This is a genomic window from Burkholderia arboris, from assembly GCF_038723655.1.
Lineage (GTDB): Bacteria > Pseudomonadota > Gammaproteobacteria > Burkholderiales > Burkholderiaceae > Burkholderia > Burkholderia arboris.
On record NZ_CP109822.1, the window covers coordinates 1,353,567 to 1,375,043 of the forward strand.

The following is a 21,477-nucleotide window of genomic DNA, read 5'->3' on the forward strand; positions in this document are numbered from 1 at the left end:
CTTTTTGTTGTCTTGCGTGCGGCGCCGCGTTGCGTGAATCAGCGTGCGAGCGACGCGAGATCCCAGCGCGGCTTCACCGTGAACGCGTAGTCCGCATTCGCCTGCTCGGGCCAGCGGCCGAGCCGCAGGGCGCCCGCGAGCGCGATCATCGCGCCGTTGTCGGTGCAGAGCGCGAGATCGGGGTAGTGCACGTCGAAGCCGCGCTTGGCCGCGGCGGCCGACAGTGCCGCGCGCAACTGGCGGTTCGCGCCGACGCCGCCTGCGACCACGAGGCGCTTGAGCTTCGTCTTCTTCAGCGCGGCGAGGGACTTCGCGACGAGCACGTCGACAGCCGCGTCGACGAAGCCGCGCGCGAGGTCGGCTTTCGCGCGGTCGAGCGCAACGCCCTCCAGCTTCGCTGCTTCGAACTTCTTCATCTGCGTGAGCACGGCGGTCTTCAGGCCGCTGAAGCTGAAGTCGAGATCGCCCGAATGCAGCATCGGGCGCGGCAGCACGACCGCGCCCGGCGTGCCCGTCTCGGCGAGCTTCGACACTTCCGGGCCGCCCGGGTAGCCGAGGCCGATCAGCTTCGCCGTCTTGTCGAACGCTTCACCGGCCGCGTCGTCGAGCGTTTCGCCGAGCGTCTCGTACACGCCGACGTCGGTCACGCGCATCAGTTGCGTATGGCCGCCGGACACCAGCAGGGCGACGAACGGGAACGGCGGCGGTTCGTCGACGAGCAGCGGCGACAGCAGGTGGCCTTCGAGGTGGTGGATGCCGACGGTCGGCTTGTTCCACGCGAGCGCGAGCGCATTCGCGATGCTCGCGCCGACGAGCAGCGCGCCGGCGAGACCGGGGCCTTGCGTGAACGCGATTGCGTCGATGTCGTCGCGGCGCGTGCCGCTTTGCGCCATCACTTCCTCGAGCAGCGGCAGTGCGCGGCGGATGTGGTCGCGTGACGCGAGCTCGGGCACGACGCCGCCGTAGTCGCGGTGCATCGCGATCTGCGAATGGAGCGCGTGCGCGAGCAGGCCGCGCTGCGTGTCGTAGAGCGCGAGGCCGGTTTCGTCACAGGAGCTTTCGATGCCGAGAACGAGCATGGGTACGGGCAGGGCGCACCGTTTCGGGCGCGCCACAGGAAGGTCGACGTAACCGGAAAGTATAGCAGGCGAGGGCCGGCTGCCGCTGGCGGCGGCCCGGGGCCGATGCCGGGCAGGTACAATCCGCGCCATGGAAACTTATGACATCGCCGTGATCGGCGCGGGCGCCGCCGGGATGATGAGCGCCGCGGTCGCCGGGCAGCTCGGCCGCCGCGTCGTGCTGATCGATCACGCGCCGCGGCTCGCCGAGAAGATCCGCATTTCGGGCGGCGGCCGCTGCAACTTCACGAACCTGTACGCCGGCCCCGACAACTATCTGTCGTCGAACCCGCATTTCGCGCGCTCGGCACTGGCGCGCTATACGCCGCGCGACTTCCTCGGGCTCCTCAAGCGCCATCACGTGACCTGGCACGAAAAGCACAAGGGGCAGCTCTTTTGCGACCACGGCAGCGACGCGATCATCGACATGCTGAAGCACGAGTGCGACGCGGGCGGCATCGCGTGGCGCCGGCCGGTCGTCGTCGACGCGGTGCGCCATGCGCCGGCCGACGGCTTCGTGCTCGATACGCAGCAGGCGGGGGCGATCGGTGCGCGCGCACTGGTCATCGCGACGGGCGGATTGTCGATCCCCAAAATCGGTGCGACCGACTTCGGCTACCGGCTGGCGAAGCAGTTCGGCCACAAGCTCATCGATACGCGGCCCGCGCTCGTGCCGCTGACGTTCGCGCAGCAGGACTGGGAGCCATTCGCGGCGCTGTCGGGCGTGTCGCTCGAAGTGCGCGTGTCGACCGGCGACAAGAAGCGCGGCGGCGAATTCGTCGAGGATCTGCTGCTGACGCATCGCGGGCTGTCCGGGCCCGGCATCCTGCAGATCTCGAGCTACTGGCAGCCCGGCGACCCGATCCGCGTCGACCTGCTGCCGCAGCGCGATACGGTGGCCGACCTGCTCGACGCGAAGCGCACGTCGAAGCGCCAGATCGGTTCGCTGCTCGCCGACTGGGTGCCGTCGCGCCTCGCGCATGCGTGGCTCGACACGCACCGCGTCGCGGCCGACGCGCGGCTCGCGGACTTGCCCGACAAGACGCTGCGCCAGATCGGCGACGCGCTGTCCGGCTGGACGCTGACGCCGAACGGCACCGAGGGCTACAAGAAGGCCGAAGTGACGAAGGGCGGGGTCGATACGCGGGAGTTGTCGTCGGCGACGATGATGAGCGCACGCGTGCCGGGGCTGTTCTTCGTCGGCGAGGCGGTGGACGTGACGGGCTGGCTCGGCGGCTACAACTTCCAGTGGGCGTGGGCGTCCGGCACGGCGGCCGGGCAGGCCGCGGCGGAGTATGCACGCGGCGCCTGACGGGCCGGCCCCTGTAAGCGGGACCAGTCCCCGTGCCTTTGGACAATCCAATCGCTCTGCTATACTCGGTAGTCTTTCCCTGCAATCCTTTATTCGTGTCGGATCATGACGATCATTCGCGTTAAAGAGAACGAGCCGTTCGAAGTTGCAATGCGTCGCTTCAAGCGCACGATCGAGAAGAACGGTCTGCTGACCGAACTTCGTGCGCGCGAGTTTTACGAGAAGCCGACCGCGGAGCGCAAGCGCAAGAAGGCCGCTGCAGTGAAGCGTCATTACAAGCGGATTCGCAGTCAGACGTTGCCGAAGAAGCTGTACTGAACGATTGGGCGCCGCGCGGTTCGCTGAGCGGCGCACCGGCGACTCCGCGCGATCGGGTGCGATCGCGCAGCCGATCAGGCGGCGAGTCGCCGATGCCGGATTCGAGCAACCCGCTTGAGACACTGTCCCAAGCGGGTTTTTGTGTTGACGCCCATTCGCGGGCGTCGGATTCACGTTTCCATTCCGGGTGAAAGATGAGTTTGAAAGAGCAGATCAGCGAAGACATGAAGGCCGCAATGCGCGCGAAGGAAAGCGAGCGCCTGGCGACGATTCGCCTGCTGATGGCCGCGATCAAGCAGCGTGAGGTCGATGATCGGGTCACGCTCGACGACGCGGCCATCACGGCCGTGATCGACAAGATGATCAAGCAGCGCAAGGATTCGATCAGCCAGTTCGAGGCCGCCGGCCGCGACGATCTCGTCGCGAAGGAGCAGGCCGAGCTGACCGTGCTGGGCGGCTACATGCCCGCGCAACTGTCGGACGCCGAAGTGGCGGCCGAAGTCCAGGCAGCGGTCGCACAAACCGGCGCAGCCGGCCCGCAGGACATGGGCAAGGTGATGGGCGTGCTGAAGGGCAAGCTCGCCGGCCGTGCCGACATGACGGCCGTTTCCGCGCAGGTCAAGGCCGCGCTCTCGAAGTAAAACCCGTTCCCGGCGCGCCCAGCGATGCGCGCGCCGGGCGTCGTTTCGTCTTTTTTCGCTCGATCCCACGGTGATTCCGCATTCGTTCCTGCAGGACTTGCTGAACCGCGTCGATATTGTCGACGTGGTGGGCCGGTACGTGCAGCTCAAGAAGGGCGGCGCCAACTTCATGGGGCTGTGCCCGTTCCATAACGAGAAGAGCCCGTCGTTTACCGTCAGTCCGACCAAGCAGTTCTATCACTGCTTCGGGTGCGGCGCGCACGGTACGGCGATCGGTTTCCTGATGGAACACGCGGGGCTCACGTTCCCGGAAGCCGTGCAGGAGCTCGCGCAGTCCGTCGGGCTGACCGTGCCGCACGAACCGTCGATGCGCGGTGGCGGCGGCGGTGGCGGCGACTATCCGGCGCCGGTGTCGAAATCGGTGGCGACCGCGCTGTCCGACGCGATGACGGCTGCATGCGACTACTACCGCAAGCAGTTGCGCGGCGCGACCGTCGCGATCCAGTACCTGAAGAACCGGGGCCTGACCGGCGAGATCGCCGCGCGCTTCGGTCTCGGCTACGCGCCGGACGGCTGGCAGAACCTCGAAACCGCGTTCCCGGACTATCGCGACGAGTCGCTCGTCGAGTCGGGGCTCGTGATCGTCAGCGAGAAAACCGACGCACAGGGCGTCGCGCGCCGCTACGACCGGTTCCGCGAGCGGATCATGTTCCCGATCCGCAATGTGAAGGGGCAGGTGATCGGGTTCGGCGGCCGCGTGCTCGGCAGCGGCGAGCCGAAGTACCTGAACTCGCCCGAAACGCCGCTGTTCAACAAGGGCAGCGAGCTGTACGGGCTGTTCGAGGCGCGGCTCGCGATTCGCGAGCGCAAGTACGTGCTGGTCGTCGAAGGCTACATGGACGTGGTCGCGCTTGCGCAGCTCGGGTTTCCGAATGCGGTCGCGACGCTCGGCACCGCGTGCACGCCGATTCACGTGCAGAAGCTGCTTCGCCAGACCGACACGGTCATTTTCAGTTTCGACGGCGATTCGGCCGGGCGGCGGGCGGCGCGGCGCGCGCTCGAGGCCTGCCTGCCGCATGCGGGCGACAATCGCACGATCCGGTTCCTTTTTCTGCCGACCGAGCATGATCCGGACAGCTATGTACGCGAGTTCGGCGCGGACGCGTTCTCCGAGCAGGTCGAGCGCGCGATGCCGCTGTCGCAATTTCTGTTGAACGAAGCAATTTCCGGCAAGGCGCTCGATCAGCCGGAAGGTCGCGCGAAGGCGCTGTTCGATGCGAAGCCGCTGCTGCAGGCGCTGCCTGCGAATGCGTTGCGTGCGCAGATCATGCACATGTTCGCGGACCGTCTCGATATCCCGTTCGAAGAGGTCGCGGGGCTGTCCGACGTCGATACGCGAATCGCGGCGCCGCCGCGCCAGGCGCCCGCGCGCAGCGAGCGGCGACGCGTGACGGACAGCGAAAAACGTGCATTGCGTACGCTGGTGATGCATCCGCGCATCGCGTCGCAGCTCGACGACGAACAGATTGCGACCCTGCGGGCGTTGCCGCGCATCGGCGAATTGTTCGCGGAAGTCGTCGACCACGCGCGTGCGCTGGGCGACGGCGCGGAGTTCCGGCTGCTGTCGGATGTCCTGCGGACGTCCTCGAACGGGGCGACTTACGAGGAAATCTTCCGCGAAATTCTGGACTATGATGAAAACGTCCGCGACTTGCTGTTACAGAATCCGGAAGACGAGACGGTGCCCGAGCGGCAGCGTGAACAGGAACGGATCGCGGGGGAGGAACTGCAGGCGGCGGTGCTCAAGATGCGCTATGACGCCTGCTGCGACCGGCTTGACCGGCTGGCGCGGCAATCCACCTTCACACCCGAGGAATTGACCGAATTGACGGAATTGAACCAGCAGCGAACCGACATGAAACGTCGGCTCGGGCTGTAGGCGGCCGGGGCGCTTAGAGAGGGCTCCCCAGCGTGCTATAATATAAGGTTTCCAGCGGTTTGTTTTCTAAGCAGAGGCGAGAATCGCGATGGCAAAGACGACAGGCGGAAAGAAAGCAACAGGCAAGGGCTCGACGGAGCCGACCAAGAAGGTCACAGCGGCCAAGTCTGCTTCTTCCACCAGGACAACGTCTTCAGCCACGTCAGCCCCTGCAGGAAAGAAAACCGCGGCCGGCACTGCTCAGGCTGCGCCGGCGCCGGCAGCCAGAACACGGGCTGCCGCCAGACCCGACTCCGGGCCGGCCAAGCCGGCGGCGAAGCGGGCAAGTGCGAAAAGCGCAAGGGACACGACTGCCGACGCGGACGAAACGGCAGTACGTACTACTCATGCACCCACGGTTCAACCGGCTGTCGTCCAGCAGCCGCGAGTCGATATAGCCGGTACGGCGAACTCCATGACCAAAAAGCTGAACGAAGTATCCGTCGAAGACGACGCAAATCAGAGCGACGAGCAGCCCGCAGCCGCGGCTGCACCGGGCAAATCCAAGGTGCGCGATCGTCGCGCCAAGGAAAAGGCGCTGCTGAAGGAAGCGTTTGCGACGAGCACGCCGGGCACGGCCGAGGAGCTCGAAGAGCGCCGCGTGAAACTGCGCGCGCTGATCAAGCTCGGCAAGGAGCGCGGCTTCCTGACGTACGCCGAAATAAACGACCACCTGCCGGACAACTTCACCGAGACCGAAGCCCTCGAAGGCATCATCGGCACGTTCAACGACATGGGCGTGGCGGTTTACGAGCAGGCTCCGGACGCGGAAACGCTGCTCCTGAACGACAACGCGCCCGCCGCGTCGTCGGACGATGAAGTCGAAGAGGAAGCGGAAGTCGCGCTGTCCACCGTCGATTCGGAATTCGGCCGCACGACCGATCCGGTCCGGATGTACATGCGCGAAATGGGCACGGTCGAGCTGCTCACGCGCGAAGGCGAAATCGAGATCGCGAAGCGGATCGAGGACGGCCTGCGCCACATGGTGATGGCCATCTCCGCATGCCCGACGACGATCGCCGACATCCTCGCGATGGCCGAACGCGTCGCGAACGAAGAGATCCGCGTCGACGAGCTCGTCGACGGCCTGCTCGATCCGAATGCTTCGGACTCGGCCGACACCGACGGCTTCTCCGCGAAGGAAGCGGAAGCCATCGAGAACGAGAACGAGGAAGCCGAAGAGGAAGAGGAAGAAGAGGAAGAGGAGGAGGACGACGGTGCCGCCCAGGCATCGGCGAACGCCGCCCAGCTCGAAGCCCTCAAGCGTGCGTCGCTCGACAAGTTCTCGCAGATCAGCGAGTGGTTCGACAAGATGCGTCGCGCGTTCGAGAAGGAAGGCTACAAGTCGAAGGCCTACCTGAAGGCGCAGGAAACGATCCAGACCGAACTGATGACGATCCGCTTCACCGCGCGTACCGTCGAACGCCTGTGCGACACGCTTCGTGCGCAGGTGGACGAAGTGCGCCAGGTCGAGCGCCAGATCCTGCACATCGTCGTCGACAAGTGCGGCATGCCGCGTTCGGAATTCATCGCGCGCTTCCCGGGCAGCGAGACGGATCTCGACTGGTCCGAGAAGATCATGGCCGAAGGCCATTCGTACAGCGCGGTGCTGTCGCGTAACGTTCCGGCGATCCGCGAACAGCAGCAGCGCCTGCTCGACCTGCAGGCGCGTGTCGTGCTGCCGCTGAAGGACCTGAAGGAAACCAACCGCCAGATGGCGGCCGGCGAACTGAAGGCGCGCCAGGCGAAGCGCGAAATGACCGAGGCGAACCTGCGTCTCGTGATCTCGATTGCGAAGAAGTACACGAACCGCGGCCTGCAGTTCCTCGACCTGATCCAGGAAGGCAACATCGGCCTGATGAAGGCGGTGGACAAGTTCGAATACCGTCGTGGCTACAAGTTCTCGACCTACGCGACGTGGTGGATCCGTCAGGCCATCACGCGTTCGATCGCGGACCAGGCGCGCACGATCCGTATTCCGGTTCACATGATCGAAACGATCAACAAGATGAACCGCATCTCGCGGCAGATCCTGCAGGAAACCGGTCTCGAGCCGGATCCGGCAACGCTCGCCGAGAAGATGGAGATGCCGGAAGACAAGATCCGCAAGATCATGAAGATCGCGAAGGAGCCGATCTCGATGGAAACGCCGATCGGTGACGACGACGATTCCCATCTGGGCGACTTCATCGAGGACAACAACACGGTCGCGCCGGCGGATGCAGCGCTGCATGCCAGCATGCGCGACGTCGTGAAGGACGTGCTCGATTCGCTGACGCCGCGCGAGGCGAAGGTGCTGCGGATGCGTTTCGGTATCGAGATGAGCACCGACCACACGCTCGAGGAAGTCGGCAAGCAGTTCGACGTCACGCGCGAGCGGATCCGTCAGATCGAGGCCAAGGCGCTGCGCAAGCTGCGTCACCCGAGCCGCTCCGACAAGCTGAAGTCGTTCCTCGAAGGGAACTGATTTCCAGCGTCTCTCCTGCGAACGCCGCCGGCATCTGCGTGATGCCGGTGGCGTTTGTCCCCTTTGTTGTTACAATGCCGGCCCGGCTTCGTTGCCGGGGCGGCGTGTAGCACGCGTCGTATCTCATCAGGGCTTGTAGCTCAGCGGTTAGAGCAGTCGACTCATAATCGATTGGTCGCGGGTTCGAACCCCGCCGGGCCCACCATATTCCGTTCCAAGGTCAGCCGAGGAAAATTCCAAACCCGTGATGCCGCAAGGCTTCACGGGTTTTTTGTTTTTCAGGGTGTCCGGGTGGTTTCGTAGGCAGCCGGTATGCCTCTCACGCATCAGGCCATGCCGGTGTGGCATCACGCCGTCCGGTCCTATCGCTTAAGATCGACGACTGTCGGTAATCTCACGAACTCGACCAACTGGCTCCGCCCAACCGGACCCCGGCTCCATCAAGCCGATGCGTTGGCCCCAAGCCCTTCCTCCCGCAACAACTCAACGCTCCATGCCGGCTTACCTCGCGTCGATGCGACGATTGCATTCATTGCGTTTGAATTCTTCTCGTTAGGAAATATGTGATGCAGGCGAGTCGGAGCGAATCGGTTGATTCGATCAATTTCCTCGGAGACGTTTTGTTGCGGGTCCACGCGCTTTCGTGCGAAATTCCCGCCCCTTCCTTCATCGGCTCCGCGGTTTCACTTGTCAGTCAATCAATATCCTGTCGTTCCGCGTGGTGGGGGCTGGTTGGTCGTGGGGCCAATGAAGTCACACCGACGGTCTACAAGAAGGAATTGATCGGACTACCGGCGGACTTCGAGGAAAGGTGGCTTCTCATCTCGGCACAGGACGCATTCGCGATAGAAGTCGAACGCCGTATCGGGGAGGTTCATGCTTTTTCTACGGACGAGAACTACAGCGCTCCCGGGAAAACCGAGGAGGTCAGGGCTTTTTGCCGGGAATACGATCTGGCGCATGGCGTATCGGTATTGCTGAGTGAGCCGTTCACGAGGAATCATTTCTTTTGCACGCTGTACCGAGGGCAGGATGCGCAGCCGTTCGATGAAATCGACATGGCATATTTCGGGCAGATCATGAAGTACACACTGCAGATATGGCGAAAGAATCTTCAGCGCATGCTTTCCGTTCCAGCCGCAGACAACGTGCACTCGAGCGGGATTGCGGACAAGGACGGAAGAATTGTCGGCATAGGCGGAGGGCTGTGCGAGTTCATCTCCGTGAACTGGCCGACGTGGCGTGGCGGAACGCTGCCGCAAGAGTTCGTTCAGCTCTTCAACGACGCGCCTTGCCGTACGCGTCTGGGGGGAAGGGCGGTCGAGATCGGCTATTTCGGATCCTATCTGCATGTATCCCTTGCACCGGACGGGCATGGGTTCGTCCTGTCGCCCAAGGAGAGGGCGATTGCGCATCAGTTTGCTGCCGGTCGCTCGTACAAGGAAATTTCACGCGTGATCGGCCTGTCGCCCGCAACGGTCAGAACCTATTTGCAGCGTGTCTATGCGCACCTCGGGGTGAGCAACAAGGTCCAGTTGGGCAGGGTGCTCGCTCCGGATTCGGCAGATGGCCAGGTTGAGGGTTCCCAGCCATTCTGACCGCGGTACCCGCCCGCATGTCACCTGCCGACGCGTCCGAAGCCGCTGAATCCTGTCGCGGCGCGTCGCTTGACGCGGGGATGATCGCCGGTCATTGCTCGTTCCTCAACCGACCCTCGTGTATGCGAGTCACGATCGGAAAATGACGCTGGCGTCTCCGGCAAGGGTTGGATCTTTACCGGTCCGGCGTCATACCTGCTCGGACCATTTCCCCGATCGTTCCGGTTTTCTGCACGATGGGTAACTGCTGGGAATGCGCGTCTGCATTTGCAGAGTATCGAGTGCTGATCGTGCCATGGGAGAATACTTTCGGTTCGACAGCGGTTCAGGGGCAGCCGGCTCCGGCCAGCGACCGGATCCTGACCAGTTCGCCAGCATGCATTGGCGATGCAGACCATGGTTCTCATCGCGACGACGGCAGCATTGCGTTGTCCGAAAAAACCTGCTCATTGTCCGCTGTTACGCTTCCCCGGTTCAGGGCCGAATGTTCTAATTTTTGCATTGAGCAGGCAGTAGTCATTCGATACACGCGCGATCGATTGCGCGGAGGCCGGATGCGGTTCATGGAAGTTCTCGAGCCGTTGCATGTCGGCCTTTTTGCTTGACTGAGAAGGGCAATCGCATTGGTCAGAGTTCTAATGTCGATTAAAAAATTCGGATAACGAATTAATAGGAAACAAAAGATGCGCCGATTGTGAACGGCAGCGTTGCGACAGCGTTGTGGTTTGCGATGTCACGAAGCTGGCGTCGGGCATCGATTTCGTTGGAGAAGCATGTGTTGATCCGCGTCACCGAAGGGCGCGATGAACTCGGCGTATGACAGATACACGATGGACGACGAGTGAATGAAAGATGAAATGTCGGGTGCACGGCGTCATTGCATAGGGCACGGGAACGGAAAGAGAGGGTGGATGGATCACGTCGACACCATCGGATTCGATATCGAATGGCGGCCTCTCATCAATTATCTGAAGGAGAAGGGTGTCGCGATTCCCGATCTGTGGGGCGACTCCCGGTCGGCGGGGCGCTTGCCTAGCGGGCTGCTTTACGACTGGATTGCCCAGAACAGCATGTCGCCGCGGGAAGCGCTTCGCATCGGCGAGCACTATCGGCTGTCGGATTACGGCGTTGTCGGATTGGCTCTGAAGACTGCCGCCAACTTTGGAGAGGCGTTTCAAGTCGTCAGGACGTACATGCTGCCGCTTAACCAGAACATTCGTGGTGTGCGTGTCGACGCGTCCGATGCCGATGCCGGTACCGTCGATGTCAGCATCGATTTGCGCGACAGCCCGGATTTACCCCCGGAACTGAGGCTTTTCAATGCCAATGTGGTTGCCGCGGCGTCATATGCGATCACCAGGAATTTGCTGCGCGACAAGATCGATTTGATTCGCCTGCGGCTTCCTGAAGCGGCCGACGATCCGGGCCCGTATGAGGCGCATTTCGGTGTTCCGGTTCGGTTCGGTGGCCGGAGCATTGTTTTCACGTTACCGGGCGGTTGCTTCGATCAGGAGATACCGAGTGCAAACCGGGCGGTCTTTCAGGCAGCCATCGCGATGAGCGGAGAAGCGCTAGATACGATGCTCTCGCGGGAAGTGCGCGGATATCGCGAACGCATTCTCTCGTTGCTTGAATCCCTTCCCGATCAGTATCCGGACAGCAGTGATGTCGCCCGGCATCTTGGCATCAACGAGCGAACGCTGCGCCGGCGATTGACCGACGAAGGCTGCAGCTATCGCGAGGTCCTGGATATGGTGCGACAAAAAAGGGCCAAGCGCCTGCTGCTGGATAAGCGTTTGCGCATGGACGACATTGCCGAAAAGCTCGGTTACGCGGATACGTCGAGCTTCAGAAATGCGTTCCGCCGGTGGACCGGATGTAGCCCGAGTGATTTTCGGCGAGATGCCGGCGTCGTATAGCGTTCGGCGAGTCGAAGTTCGCGGTACCCGCGTATCGGCCGGTCGTGGCGCCGGGATCGCGCGGCGAGATATCTGGCCGACGGCTTTTGCGATCGATAGATCGCCGTGGAGCGGGGTGTGATTCCGTATCTGCGCGGATCGTCAGGGTCGTGATTCGGATGAGGGGGCGCAGAACCGAGCGATAGTCGGTCGATCTGCCGTGCGTGTCGAATTGAAGCGTCGAGGACGAAACGAGGTGGCCGCGTGATTTTGACGATGCCGAAGAAGAGGGCGGCAATTTTATCAAGAGATTCGAAAATAGAATCGTGGATTATTAAAAATCTGGAAGAGTCGGATTACGATTGCATATTTTTTATAAATTTCAACGATATATTAAGTTATGAGAACCCGGAAGATTTAAGCATCCTTGTAACGAGATTCGAGGATCTGGATTCCGTGTCGGGGCGGGTCTTGCTTCGCCGGAAAAATGGTGCGCTCGAAAAAACGCCGATTCTTTTCGTAACGTCGGGTGTGGAGAAATGGAAAATCGTGTCGATGCTGGACGCGGGTGCTGACGCATATATCGCGACCACCGCGTCACGTCCCGTTTTTCTGTCGTATGTCGATGCGCTCGTGAGGCGCGCGAGGGCGAGGAAGTCGCGTCCCAGCAGGGAAATTCACGGAGCGTACGAATTCGACCTGCTCAGCAAGAAGGTCCGGCGGCAGAGAACGAACATTCCGGTCAACGTGATGGAATTCCATATTTCTCTTTCGCTTTTTCGGAATCTCGGCGAGTCACTTTCGTTGAACTATCTCGAGGAAATGACTTGGGGCGTTTCGACCGGGGAAGCTCGCGGGAAGATAAGGACGCACGTGTCGAATCTGAAGAGGAAGCTCGACCTGACGCCGGAGAATGGCTACCTGCTCACCGCCGTGAGGGGATATGGGTATCGACTTGAATTGATTCCAGGTCGAGACCGGTTGTCGGGCAAATGCGACGAGGTTGAACTGGATTGGAGTACGTCCTGAACACTTCTTGAGGAGGTCAATGGCAGGAAAAGGCGCGTTGCGCCGTTGTACGAGCGCGAGGCGAAGATTCCGACGCCGGCATCGCAGCGTGATCCTGGCAGCGGACCAGCGCATACCCATCAACATCGATCTGAAAATTCCATGCTCTATCGTTATCGAAAAACATTCGGCTTGACGCTGATCGCGAGCCTGGCGTTGTCTGCCTGCGGCGGCGACGATGCGTCAGGCACCGGTGCCGCCGCGGGCAGCCGCGCCAACGGAAGCGACAGCACGGCGAAAATGGCTTGCCCATTCCAGGGCGCACTCGTTTTCGAGTGCGAGCCGCTTTTCAAATATCAATGGGCATTGAAGCAGCCAGGGAGCTACTTCGCGGATTTCCCGAACGTGGCCGACGGCGAGACGGATCTCGACATCGAGAGCGTATTTCGTGATGGGGTTTTGGGGCAGGGCGTCAATCTGCTGGTGCTGGACGACGGTATCGACATCGCACACGAAGATCTGGCGCCGAACGTCAAACGCTCGATGATGCATAACTTCTTCAACGATACGAACGACCCCACGCCAGACGATATCGAATCGGCTCACGGAACCCACGTCGCGGGAATAGCCGCAGCGGCAATGAATGGCAAAGGCATCGTGGGCGTTGCGCCGGATGTGAATCTGGGCGGTGCGCGCTTTCTCGGCTTCGACGATGACGTTTCGAATCAGGTCGCCGCTTACGGCGGCGTGTCGTGGTCGGAGAACGCTGACATCATCAATGCATCGTATGGGATCAATCCGCGGAGCCCGATTGAATACGATACCGACACGTCCAGCACGGAGGCCGTCCGGTCTTTTCCGGAGCGCCGTGGCGGCAAGGGGCTCGTCATGCTCAAGGCGACGGGAAACGAATACACCGGAATTTATGATGAGGCGACCAGGACCACGCGCGATTGCCCGACGGTTGGAGGCAAGCGCGGCATGATTTCCTGCGAAAATCCGGCCAATGATCCGGAAGGACTCGAACCGGGCGTGATCATGGTGGCCTCCGCCAACGCGATGGGGAGAAAGGCAAGCGACTCGAATGCCGGCCCGGTCAACTGGATTACCGCTTTGGGAGGCGAAGACGGGGATAGTGGCGCGTACGGCGAGACAGTTCCTGGTCCGAAGATTTTCTCGACGGATTTGACAGGCTGTCACCGCGGTTACAGTCGCTACCGTTCTCCGGCTGACTCGAAGAACGAAGCGATGAACGACTTCGACACCGCCGGCAAGCGTGTCAACCTTCGCGAGAATCCCGACTGCAAGTACTCGAGCATGAATGGCACATCGGCGGCCACTCCGATGGTGTCAGGCATTGTGGCGTTGATGCTGTCGGTCAACCCGACGCTGACATGGCGCGACGTCAGGGACATCCTGCGCACCACCGCGCGAAAGATCGATGCTGGTTATGGTTCGCGTGACGGACGTGACGCAAGGATCGATCTCGGCGACGGTAGCGCCTCGTACGACACCCGCTCGGACCTTGTCGACGGAGCGACCACCGCGCGTCTTGACTATGGCTGGCAGACGAATGGTGCCGGCAACGCATATTCGACATGGTACGGCTTCGGTCTGATCGACGCTGCGGCGGCGGTCCGGAAGGCGAGATCCTACACATCGCACGCCGCTGCCGATTTGACGATTCCTGGTTTCGCTCGGGCGTTTCCAGACGTCATGCAGATACGATACGGGCACGTTCAGAAGCTTGGCCAATTCAGCGTATCCGGCAACGACAACGTCGATCAGTTGCAGCTTCGCCTGACCGGGAGTGTCTGTATCGGCAGCATGGGTGTGTACGTCAAATCGCCGTCCGGTACGATTTCGACGCTTGCATTGCCGTATAACAGCTACTACACGAACAATGTTTCGGAGGTCAGCCACTACGGCCTCGGCAGCTACGCATTCTACGGTGAGCAATCCGCCGGAACCTGGGAAGTCTACGCGGTCAACGTAGTGCCGCAGCCCGAATGCAACAGCTCCCCCGGTAACCTCACGCGCCTGAGCAAACCGTTGTCCGTCGAATACCGCATCATCGCAGCTCGTTGAGAGACCCGGATCATGAGCCATCAATCTTTCATCAGGTACTGGATTTCAGGCGCGATGCTGTCGCTGCTCGCAACGCTGCATGTGAACGCGGCTGAATCGATCGCCGGCAAGCAATTGTCGCCGCAGGAGCTGGCGCAGTACGCGCATGCGCCGTCGGTGCGGCTGGATGGTCAGACCTTCAAGCATCTGAATGCGGGCGAAACTGCCAAATCCATGCGTGCCGGTTCGGCAGGCGATCGAGCGACGCTGCTTGTCAACGAGCGTGGCGTGGTGGGTGAGACCCGCAATGAACTGGTCGTCTCGCAAGTCGAACCGGATCGCGTGCGCGAGGTGGCCGGTCAGCTCGGCAGATCACCGGTGGCGACGGCCTACTTCGCGCCGGTGCGCATCAGCACGCTGCGCTTCGCATCGTTCGAGGACGCGGTCGAGGCACGGGCGAAGCTGATCAAGTTGCTGCCGCAGGCGAGAGTCAATTTGCCGATCCGATACGCGACATCGAAGGCGCGCTGATCGTGACGAGGATGCTGTGCCGTGCGGTGGAGTATCCGGTATTTACCGAACAGCCCGCCGGATCTCGATGAGATATCGGTGTCCGGAACTACGTCTCGCGTGTCCGTTCGTGCTCTTTCCTGCAATCGGTGTGGATGATTTAATCGAGTCCGAACCGATTGAACGGAACAAGCCTGAAATCGGTAAGGAAGCGTTCAAACAAGTATCGTTTTCAATGCTGTCCATCAATTAATTCGTATTGCGAATCAAATTGATGACGTCGACGAACCTTTCAAGGTTCTGGTGCAGACGGCACTCGAATGGTTCGGGGTTTCGTTTGCGGATTGTCTGAATCGGCCCCGTCGCCTGGTTGGCGGTGGTGCCGGCGAGCGTTGTGCTTCCAGTTGTCAACCATGCAGTGATCAACTTAACCGGGGAAAAACATGAAGGCTCACTTGAAAGCTCTGCTTGCCGTCTCGTTCGCCGTGGCCGGCGGGCTTGCGCATGCGCAATCGAATCCGATCAACGGTACCGTCAATGCGCAGCTCGTGCTGACCAGCGGTTGCGCGATCAATGCCGGCAGCGGTTCGGTCAGCACGACCACCAATTTCGGTTCGCTCAACTTCGGCACGCAGCCGAGCGGCTTTACCGGGTCGTTGAATGCGCAAACGACCGGGACCGGAACGAGCACGACTCAGATAACCTGTTCGCCCGACGTGACCTCGGTGAAAGTCACGGTCGACGGCGGCAAGAACGCGGGGAAGGGGGCCAGCGTCGGAACGGGTACGCGCGCACTGGCGAACGGTACGTCTTACGTTCCGTACGAAGTCTATTCGGATAACGCGTTCAAGAATCAGTATGTGGCGAGTACCGCGCAGACCGTACCGTTGACTGCGGGCACGGCGCTCGCGCTGCCGATCTATGGTGTCGTGAACAAGACCAGCACGTCCGCTCTCGCGGCCGGTACGTATACCGACGTGCTGAACGTCACGGTCGGCTGGTAAGCGCACTCGCCAACCCTCTCCGGTCTTGCGGCGGCCGACGGTGCCGCAAGACGCGCATCTCACGACGGGATCGCTATGTGGCTCTGCAAAACCCGGGCTCTTCTGTTGAGTGCTGTCATGTTTCCGGTTACCGGCATGGCGGATACGCCGATACCGACGACGAAGACCTTCGCGATCAGCGCGCGGATCGTGTCGGGGTGTGGTGTGTCGGGCGGCGGTACCAGCGTCAATTTCGGGCTGCTGGATTTCGGCACCTATCCCGCCGTGTCGGCCGGGCAGGTCAATGCGGTCGCGACCGGTAGTGCACTGCAGATCCAGTGTTCGTCCGGCACGACGCTGAAGATCGCCGTCGACGGTGGACTCAATCCCGCGTCGGGCAATACGCAACGGAATCTGCAGGGACCGGGCGAAACGCTCATCGGTTATCAGCTCTATGCGGATGCCGCCCACACGCAAGCGCTCAACATCGGACAACCGGTATCGATGCCCGTGTCGGGCGTCGCGAGCTTGCCGATCTACGGCTCGCTCAGTCTGCCGGGCGGTTCCACGCCGGCCGGTACTTATACAGATACCGCCCAGGTCACGATCAGTTACTGAATCAGGATGGAATCCGAGATGAACGATCCGATTGCGACCGCTCGGCCGGGACGCACGATGCGACGCGCGACCGCGATGGCGGTGTCGACGACGATCGCATGCACAGGCGCCGCTCATGCGGCCACGTCGGTGATGATCTGGCCGATCGATCCGGTGATCGAGAGCGACCAGCGCGCGAGTGCGTTGTGGCTCGAGAATCAGGACGTCAAGCCGGTCACGTTGCAGATTCGCGTGCTCGCGTGGCGCGAGGCCGACTGGAAGGAGCTTCATGCGGAGAATCAACGCCGCGTCGTGAGCAGCCCGCCGATGGCGACGGTGCTGCCCGGCAAGCGGCAGTTGATCCGCTTGACGAAACTGGTCGATGTCGCGCCTGGAGCCGAGGACGCGTATCGGGTGCTCATCGACGAGATTCCCCAGGCCGAGGATTCCGGGGGGGAAGGCGGCAATACGTCGCTCGGCGTGCGGTTCCAGATGCATTACTCGATACCGCTGTTCGTCGACGGGAACGGCGTATGGACCAAGGAAGACCCGGACAAACGCCGCGATCCGGCCACGGCTTCGGCGCCGGTGCTCGGCTGGCATATCGCTCGCGAGGACGGCAAGCGCTGGCTCGTGGTGGCGAATCGCGGCGTCGTGCATGCGCGCATCACGCAGATTGTGCTCGAGTCGGGGGAACAGCGCACCGAGATCGAGCGGGGGCTGCTGGGCTACGTGTTGCCCGGTGCTCGGATGCGCTGGCCGTTGCCGCAGGACCTGAAGCTCGCCGCGCAGTCGAATCTGGTTGCCACGGTCAACGGCAAGACAGGCGTCGAAATGCGTCCGGATGACGCTGACATGCATCCGTAGTTTCACAGGTCGCTCGGAACGGACAATCACGATACTCGACGGGGGGCCGGTGCGAGATATTCGAGCAGGAAACGAGTGGATGCCGCGCATGCGTGGCACCGTATGGGTTACCGGGCTTGCATTCGCGGCGGCGGCGAGCGCGGCGCATGCGGGCGATGCGACGCTCGCGGAAAGCTACGCCACGGGACTGCCGCCGCCCACTCGGTTAGTTCGTAGCGGCACGCTGTTTCTCGAACTGGTGGTCAATCATCTGGCAACCGGACAGATCGTGCCGGTGCGCTATCTTGACGGGACCTATACGGTCCGGGCCGGAGACCTTGCGAAGGTTTCCGTCCGTACGGGAGCGTCCGCCGACGAAATGGTCGATCTCGCCAGGCTCGACGGCGTCGAGGTCGAATACGACGGCGCGGCACAGCGGTTGAACCTGACCGTGCCATCCGACTGGCTGCCGGAGCAGAGCGTGGGATCGGCGAGGGTGTACGACAGGACGCCTGCCGCGGTGAGTCGCGGCCTGCTGCTCAATTACGACGTCTACACCAGTTCGCCGACGCGCGGCACGGGCTATACGTCGGCCTGGACCGAGCAGCGCCTGTTCGATCGCTGGGGCATCCTGACCAATACCGGCGTCTACCGGCGATCGTACGGTAGCGGCGCGGGCATGCGCGGCGACAATCGCTACCTGCGCTACGACACGACCTGGAGCTACTCCGATCAGAACCGGATGCTGACGTATACGGCGGGCGACCTTGTCACCGGGGCTCTTTCGTGGACCAGCGCCGTGCGTCTCGGCGGCATATCCGTGGCACGCGACTTCAGCGTGCGTCCGGACATCGTGACGTATCCGCTGCCGCAGTTTTCGGGGCAGGCGGCCGTGCCGACTGCGGTCGATCTGTTCATCAACGGCAGCAAGGCGACGACCGGCCAGGTCAACCCGGGACCCTTCACGCTGAACAACGTGCCGTTCATCAACGGTGCGGGCGAGGCCACCGTCGTGACGACCGATGCGCTCGGACGTCAGGTTGCGACGACCATTCCGTTCTACGTCGCCAATACGCTGCTGAAGAAAGGATTGTCCGATTTCTCGTTGTCGGCGGGCGCCATGCGGCGCGACTACGGGATCAGCTCGCTTTCGTACGGCAAGTCTGCGGTGTCGGGAACCGTGCGTCATGGCCTGACGAACGCGCTGACGATCGAAGGGCACGTGGAAGGCGGCGAACGTTTCGCGCTCGGCGGCCTGGGTTTCGGTCTCGGCGTCGGCCGGCTCGGCGTCGCCAGTGTTGCCGCGAGCCAGAGCACGATGGGCGGAACGTCGGGGCAGCAATACGCGTTCGGTTACGGCTATTCGTCGCAACGCTTCAGCGTCTCATTGCAGCGAATTCAGCGAACCGGCGGATTCCGGGATCTGTCGGCATACGATCTGTCGGCGGGCCTCGTTTACCGACAGGTACGCAGCAGCACGCAGGCCACGGGCGCGCTGAATCTCGGTGCGATTGGCGGCGCGATCGGCGCGGGTTATTTCGACGTACGCGGCAGCGACGGCTCGCGCATGCGGATCGCGAACGTCTCGTACACGCGGCCGCTCTTTGACCGGGCGACGCTTTACGCATCGCTGAACCGAACGATGGGCAACCGCGGCATCGATGCACAGGTTCAGCTGATCGTGCCGCTCGGTGGCCGGGGCACGGTGAGCGTCAGCGCGTCGCGAGACGGCAACGACAACCGGAGCGAGCGCGTGCAGTACAGCCGCAGCGTGCCGAGCGATGGCGGCTTCGGCTGGAATCTCGCGTATGCCGGCGGCGGTTCCCGGTATCAGCAGGGCGACATGACGTGGCGCAATCGCTACTTCCAGGTGCAGGGCGGCGTCTACGGATACGGTTCGCGCGAGGGGTATACGCGCTGGGGCGACATGCAGGGATCGCTGGTCGTCATGGACGGTGCGGTGCTGCCGGCCAATCGCGTCGACGATTCGTTCGTGCTGGTCGACACCCAAGGGCAGAAAGGTATTCCGGTGCGCTACGAGAATCAGCGCATCGGCACGACGGACAACGGCGGCCATCTGCTGGTGCCGTGGGCGCCGTCCTACTACGGGGCAAAGTACGAGATCGACCCGCTTGGCCTGCCGGACGACATGCGGGTGTCGATGGTCGAACGGCGCGTCGCCGTGAGGCACCGTGCCGGCGCGCTTGTGACGTTTCCGATCGAACGTGTGGTGTCGGCCACCATCCTGCTGGTCGACGCGAATGGCAAACCGGTCAAGGTCGGCTCAACGGTGACGCACCGCGAGAGCGGGCAAACGTCGCTCGTCGGCTGGAACGGGGAAACCTATTTCGAAGGGCTCTCGAGCACCAATCATCTGAGCGTCGCATTGCCGGACGGCAAGCATTGCAGCGCGGCGTTTCCTCTTGATGTGAACGCCGCCGGGACGAGCCGTATCGGGCCACTGTCATGCAACGAGTCACTGTGAGGTCAATCCCATGAGATCGCTTCTCGGATTCATTCGACGTGCGGCATTCGTGGCGCTCATCGCGACGATTGCCCCGATACCCGCCTACGCGGACTGCACGACGGCCAATCCTTCGCCGGCGGCGTTCGGCTCGGTCACGTCGCTGAACCTGTCAAGCCAACAGCAATCCACGTCGTCGCCGAGCGCCGGGCTGTCGTGCGGTGGCGCGCTTTTTGCCTTTCTCGTGAGCGGAAATGCGATCAACGGAACGATCACGTCGGCCAACGGCGGCAAGCTGCGTGGTGCCGCCGGCGATGCAATCGCCTATACGATGTTCGCCGACAAGAATTACTCGCAGCCGTTGAACTTCGGGCAGCTCTATAACTGGGCCGATACCCAATTCGTGAGCTTTCTCGGTTTGGGCGGCGGTTCGAGCGTCGCGCTTTCGTTGTTTTTCCGAACCGCACTGGGAAGCAATGTTGCCGCCGGAACCTACACCGATACCTTAACGATTGCGTGGAACTGGCATGTCTGCAGTGGCGCCGGTTTCGGATCATTCTGCCTTGGATGGAACGACGGACAGAACACGGCGACGTTTCCGGTCACGCTGACGGTGACCAACGATTGCACGATCACCGCCCCCGACGTGAACTTCGGATCCGCGCCGACCGTAGCGAGTTTCGCGCAGGTCAACGGGAGTCTGTCGTTGACCTGCACGAAAGGCATGACCTATACCGTCGGCCTGAGCCCGGGCAGCCATGCCGCCGCGAACGGACGCAGGCAGATGACGAGCGGCACGAACGTCTTGCAGTACGACATCTATGCGGCCAATGGCGGCACGATCTGGGGGCAGGCAACGAATCGGGTCGGCAGCGGCGGGGCAGCGGACGGCACGGCGGTGCAGACATTTCCGTATGTCGCCCGAATTTACACCGATCAGTCGACCCCGCCGGTCGGTAGCTACACGGACAGCGTGATCGTCGATGTACGTTACTGATGGCCCGGACCTGGGTGGTTGACGTTACGTAACGCGCATTCGACTACATGCGCACGAATCGGGAGACGGGCGGAAGACTTCGGCCCGCGCCGTTCTTGCTGTCGACCCAGGGGGCGAGCGGACTGACCGGGAGGCAACGCGGCGGGGCAGGGCTTCAACGACTTAATACGCCTGCCGGATATCGAAATGCGACATCGCTCGGATATCGCATCGATAGTCTATCGGGCAATTAAATAGTTCTTGGGATCCTTGTCTTTGAGCCACAAGGGCGTTCTCCCGCGGCCGCACCAGGTTTTGCCTGTTTCCGGGTCGCGGAACTTCGGGGTTAGTTTAATACCATTTTTCGATTTATTCGCACCAAAGATTTCACGCGCGTTGATCTCGAATTCGATCACGAGCCGCCTTACTTCGTCGAGTACGGCAGCCCGTTCGCTCGATTTCACGGCATTTATCTGCCTTTCCAGCTCGGCTCGTTGCTCGATTAAATCGCGATATATGGACAAGTTGTTCTCCTGTTGAGGTGGTTGTTGATTTTCAGGCTATCGCATGATTTTTTTATGATGATGAATAAAAATTGAATGATGTGTTGATTTTTGTGCCAGGGGTGGATTTGACGATTGTTTATTATTGAATTGAATTGTTGTGGTAAATGTCGACTCGTGTCGATGATGGGTT

General features: G+C 61.9%; 17 protein-coding genes and 1 tRNA gene. 16 read left to right on the forward strand and 2 right to left on the reverse strand.

What is annotated here, in order from left to right:
- Positions 1–38 precede the first annotated feature (38 nt).
- Entirely contained in the window at positions 39–1,079 is a 1,041-nt protein-coding gene (gene tsaD, locus OHZ10_RS23475; RefSeq protein WP_174992772.1) for a tRNA (adenosine(37)-N6)-threonylcarbamoyltransferase complex transferase subunit TsaD, read from the reverse strand.
- 130 nt (positions 1,080–1,209) lie between these two features.
- Here tsaD and OHZ10_RS23480 point away from each other — a divergent pair, with 130 nt between their 5' ends.
- From OHZ10_RS23480 to OHZ10_RS23555, 16 genes are all read left to right on the forward strand, one after another.
- A complete protein-coding gene (locus OHZ10_RS23480) occupies positions 1,210–2,430 on the forward strand; it encodes an NAD(P)/FAD-dependent oxidoreductase (protein WP_059237312.1) in 1,221 nt (406 codons plus the stop codon).
- A 105-nt stretch (positions 2,431–2,535) separates the two neighbouring features.
- On the forward strand, positions 2,536–2,748 hold the full coding sequence (gene rpsU, locus OHZ10_RS23485; protein ID WP_006479415.1) for a 30S ribosomal protein S21: 213 nt from the start codon (positions 2,536–2,538) through the stop codon (positions 2,746–2,748).
- A gap of 194 nt (positions 2,749–2,942) precedes the next feature.
- On the forward strand, positions 2,943–3,389 hold the full coding sequence (locus tag OHZ10_RS23490; RefSeq protein WP_256086623.1) for a GatB/YqeY domain-containing protein: 447 nt from the start codon (positions 2,943–2,945) through the stop codon (positions 3,387–3,389).
- Positions 3,390–3,459: 70 nt separating this feature from the next.
- Positions 3,460–5,328: a DNA primase gene (gene dnaG / locus OHZ10_RS23495; RefSeq protein WP_059237310.1), complete on the forward strand. Its 1,869-nt coding sequence runs from the start codon at positions 3,460–3,462 to the stop codon at positions 5,326–5,328.
- A gap of 88 nt (positions 5,329–5,416) precedes the next feature.
- Entirely contained in the window at positions 5,417–7,834 is a 2,418-nt protein-coding gene (rpoD, locus tag OHZ10_RS23500; protein WP_081051933.1) for an RNA polymerase sigma factor RpoD, read from the forward strand.
- A 129-nt stretch (positions 7,835–7,963) separates the two neighbouring features.
- Positions 7,964–8,039: transfer RNA gene (locus OHZ10_RS23505), tRNA-Ile, on the forward strand.
- Positions 8,040–8,400: 361 nt separating this feature from the next.
- A complete protein-coding gene (locus OHZ10_RS23510; protein WP_342705881.1) occupies positions 8,401–9,432 on the forward strand; it encodes a helix-turn-helix transcriptional regulator in 1,032 nt (343 codons plus the stop codon).
- 911 nt (positions 9,433–10,343) lie between these two features.
- The gene (locus tag OHZ10_RS23515) at positions 10,344–11,351 is read left to right on the forward strand and encodes an AraC family transcriptional regulator (protein WP_174992770.1); all 1,008 of its coding nucleotides are present in this window, start codon (positions 10,344–10,346) and stop codon (positions 11,349–11,351) included.
- A gap of 243 nt (positions 11,352–11,594) precedes the next feature.
- On the forward strand, positions 11,595–12,359 hold the full coding sequence (locus OHZ10_RS23520) for a response regulator transcription factor (RefSeq protein WP_342705882.1): 765 nt from the start codon (positions 11,595–11,597) through the stop codon (positions 12,357–12,359).
- Between the two features lie 141 nt (positions 12,360–12,500).
- Positions 12,501–14,426 carry a S8 family serine peptidase gene (locus OHZ10_RS23525; protein ID WP_059237305.1) on the forward strand — a complete coding sequence of 642 codons (1,926 nt, stop codon included), beginning with the start codon at positions 12,501–12,503 and terminating at the stop codon, positions 14,424–14,426.
- A gap of 12 nt (positions 14,427–14,438) precedes the next feature.
- Positions 14,439–14,936 (forward strand): hypothetical protein, encoded by a 498-nt coding sequence (locus OHZ10_RS23530; protein WP_155627212.1) that lies wholly within the window; start codon positions 14,439–14,441, stop codon positions 14,934–14,936.
- Between the two features lie 422 nt (positions 14,937–15,358).
- Positions 15,359–15,919 carry a spore coat protein U domain-containing protein gene (locus OHZ10_RS23535; protein WP_059237303.1) on the forward strand — a complete coding sequence of 187 codons (561 nt, stop codon included), beginning with the start codon at positions 15,359–15,361 and terminating at the stop codon, positions 15,917–15,919.
- 75 nt (positions 15,920–15,994) lie between these two features.
- Positions 15,995–16,516: a spore coat U domain-containing protein gene (locus OHZ10_RS23540; RefSeq protein WP_340625184.1), complete on the forward strand. Its 522-nt coding sequence runs from the start codon at positions 15,995–15,997 to the stop codon at positions 16,514–16,516.
- Positions 16,517–16,534: 18 nt separating this feature from the next.
- Positions 16,535–17,362 (forward strand): fimbrial biogenesis chaperone, encoded by an 828-nt coding sequence (locus OHZ10_RS23545; protein WP_425394795.1) that lies wholly within the window; start codon positions 16,535–16,537, stop codon positions 17,360–17,362.
- 79 nt (positions 17,363–17,441) lie between these two features.
- Complete coding sequence (locus OHZ10_RS23550) at positions 17,442–19,826, forward strand: fimbria/pilus outer membrane usher protein (RefSeq protein WP_342705884.1); 2,385 nt, start codon at positions 17,442–17,444, stop codon at positions 19,824–19,826.
- Between the two features lie 10 nt (positions 19,827–19,836).
- Positions 19,837–20,802 (forward strand): Csu type fimbrial protein, encoded by a 966-nt coding sequence (locus OHZ10_RS23555; protein WP_059237300.1) that lies wholly within the window; start codon positions 19,837–19,839, stop codon positions 20,800–20,802.
- Positions 20,803–21,020: 218 nt separating this feature from the next.
- On the opposite strand, the gene OHZ10_RS23560 is transcribed toward OHZ10_RS23555, so the two are convergent.
- Positions 21,021–21,305 carry an H-NS histone family protein gene (locus OHZ10_RS23560; RefSeq protein WP_340625182.1) on the reverse strand — a complete coding sequence of 95 codons (285 nt, stop codon included), beginning with the start codon at positions 21,303–21,305 and terminating at the stop codon, positions 21,021–21,023.
- Positions 21,306–21,477: the final 172 nt, after the last annotated feature.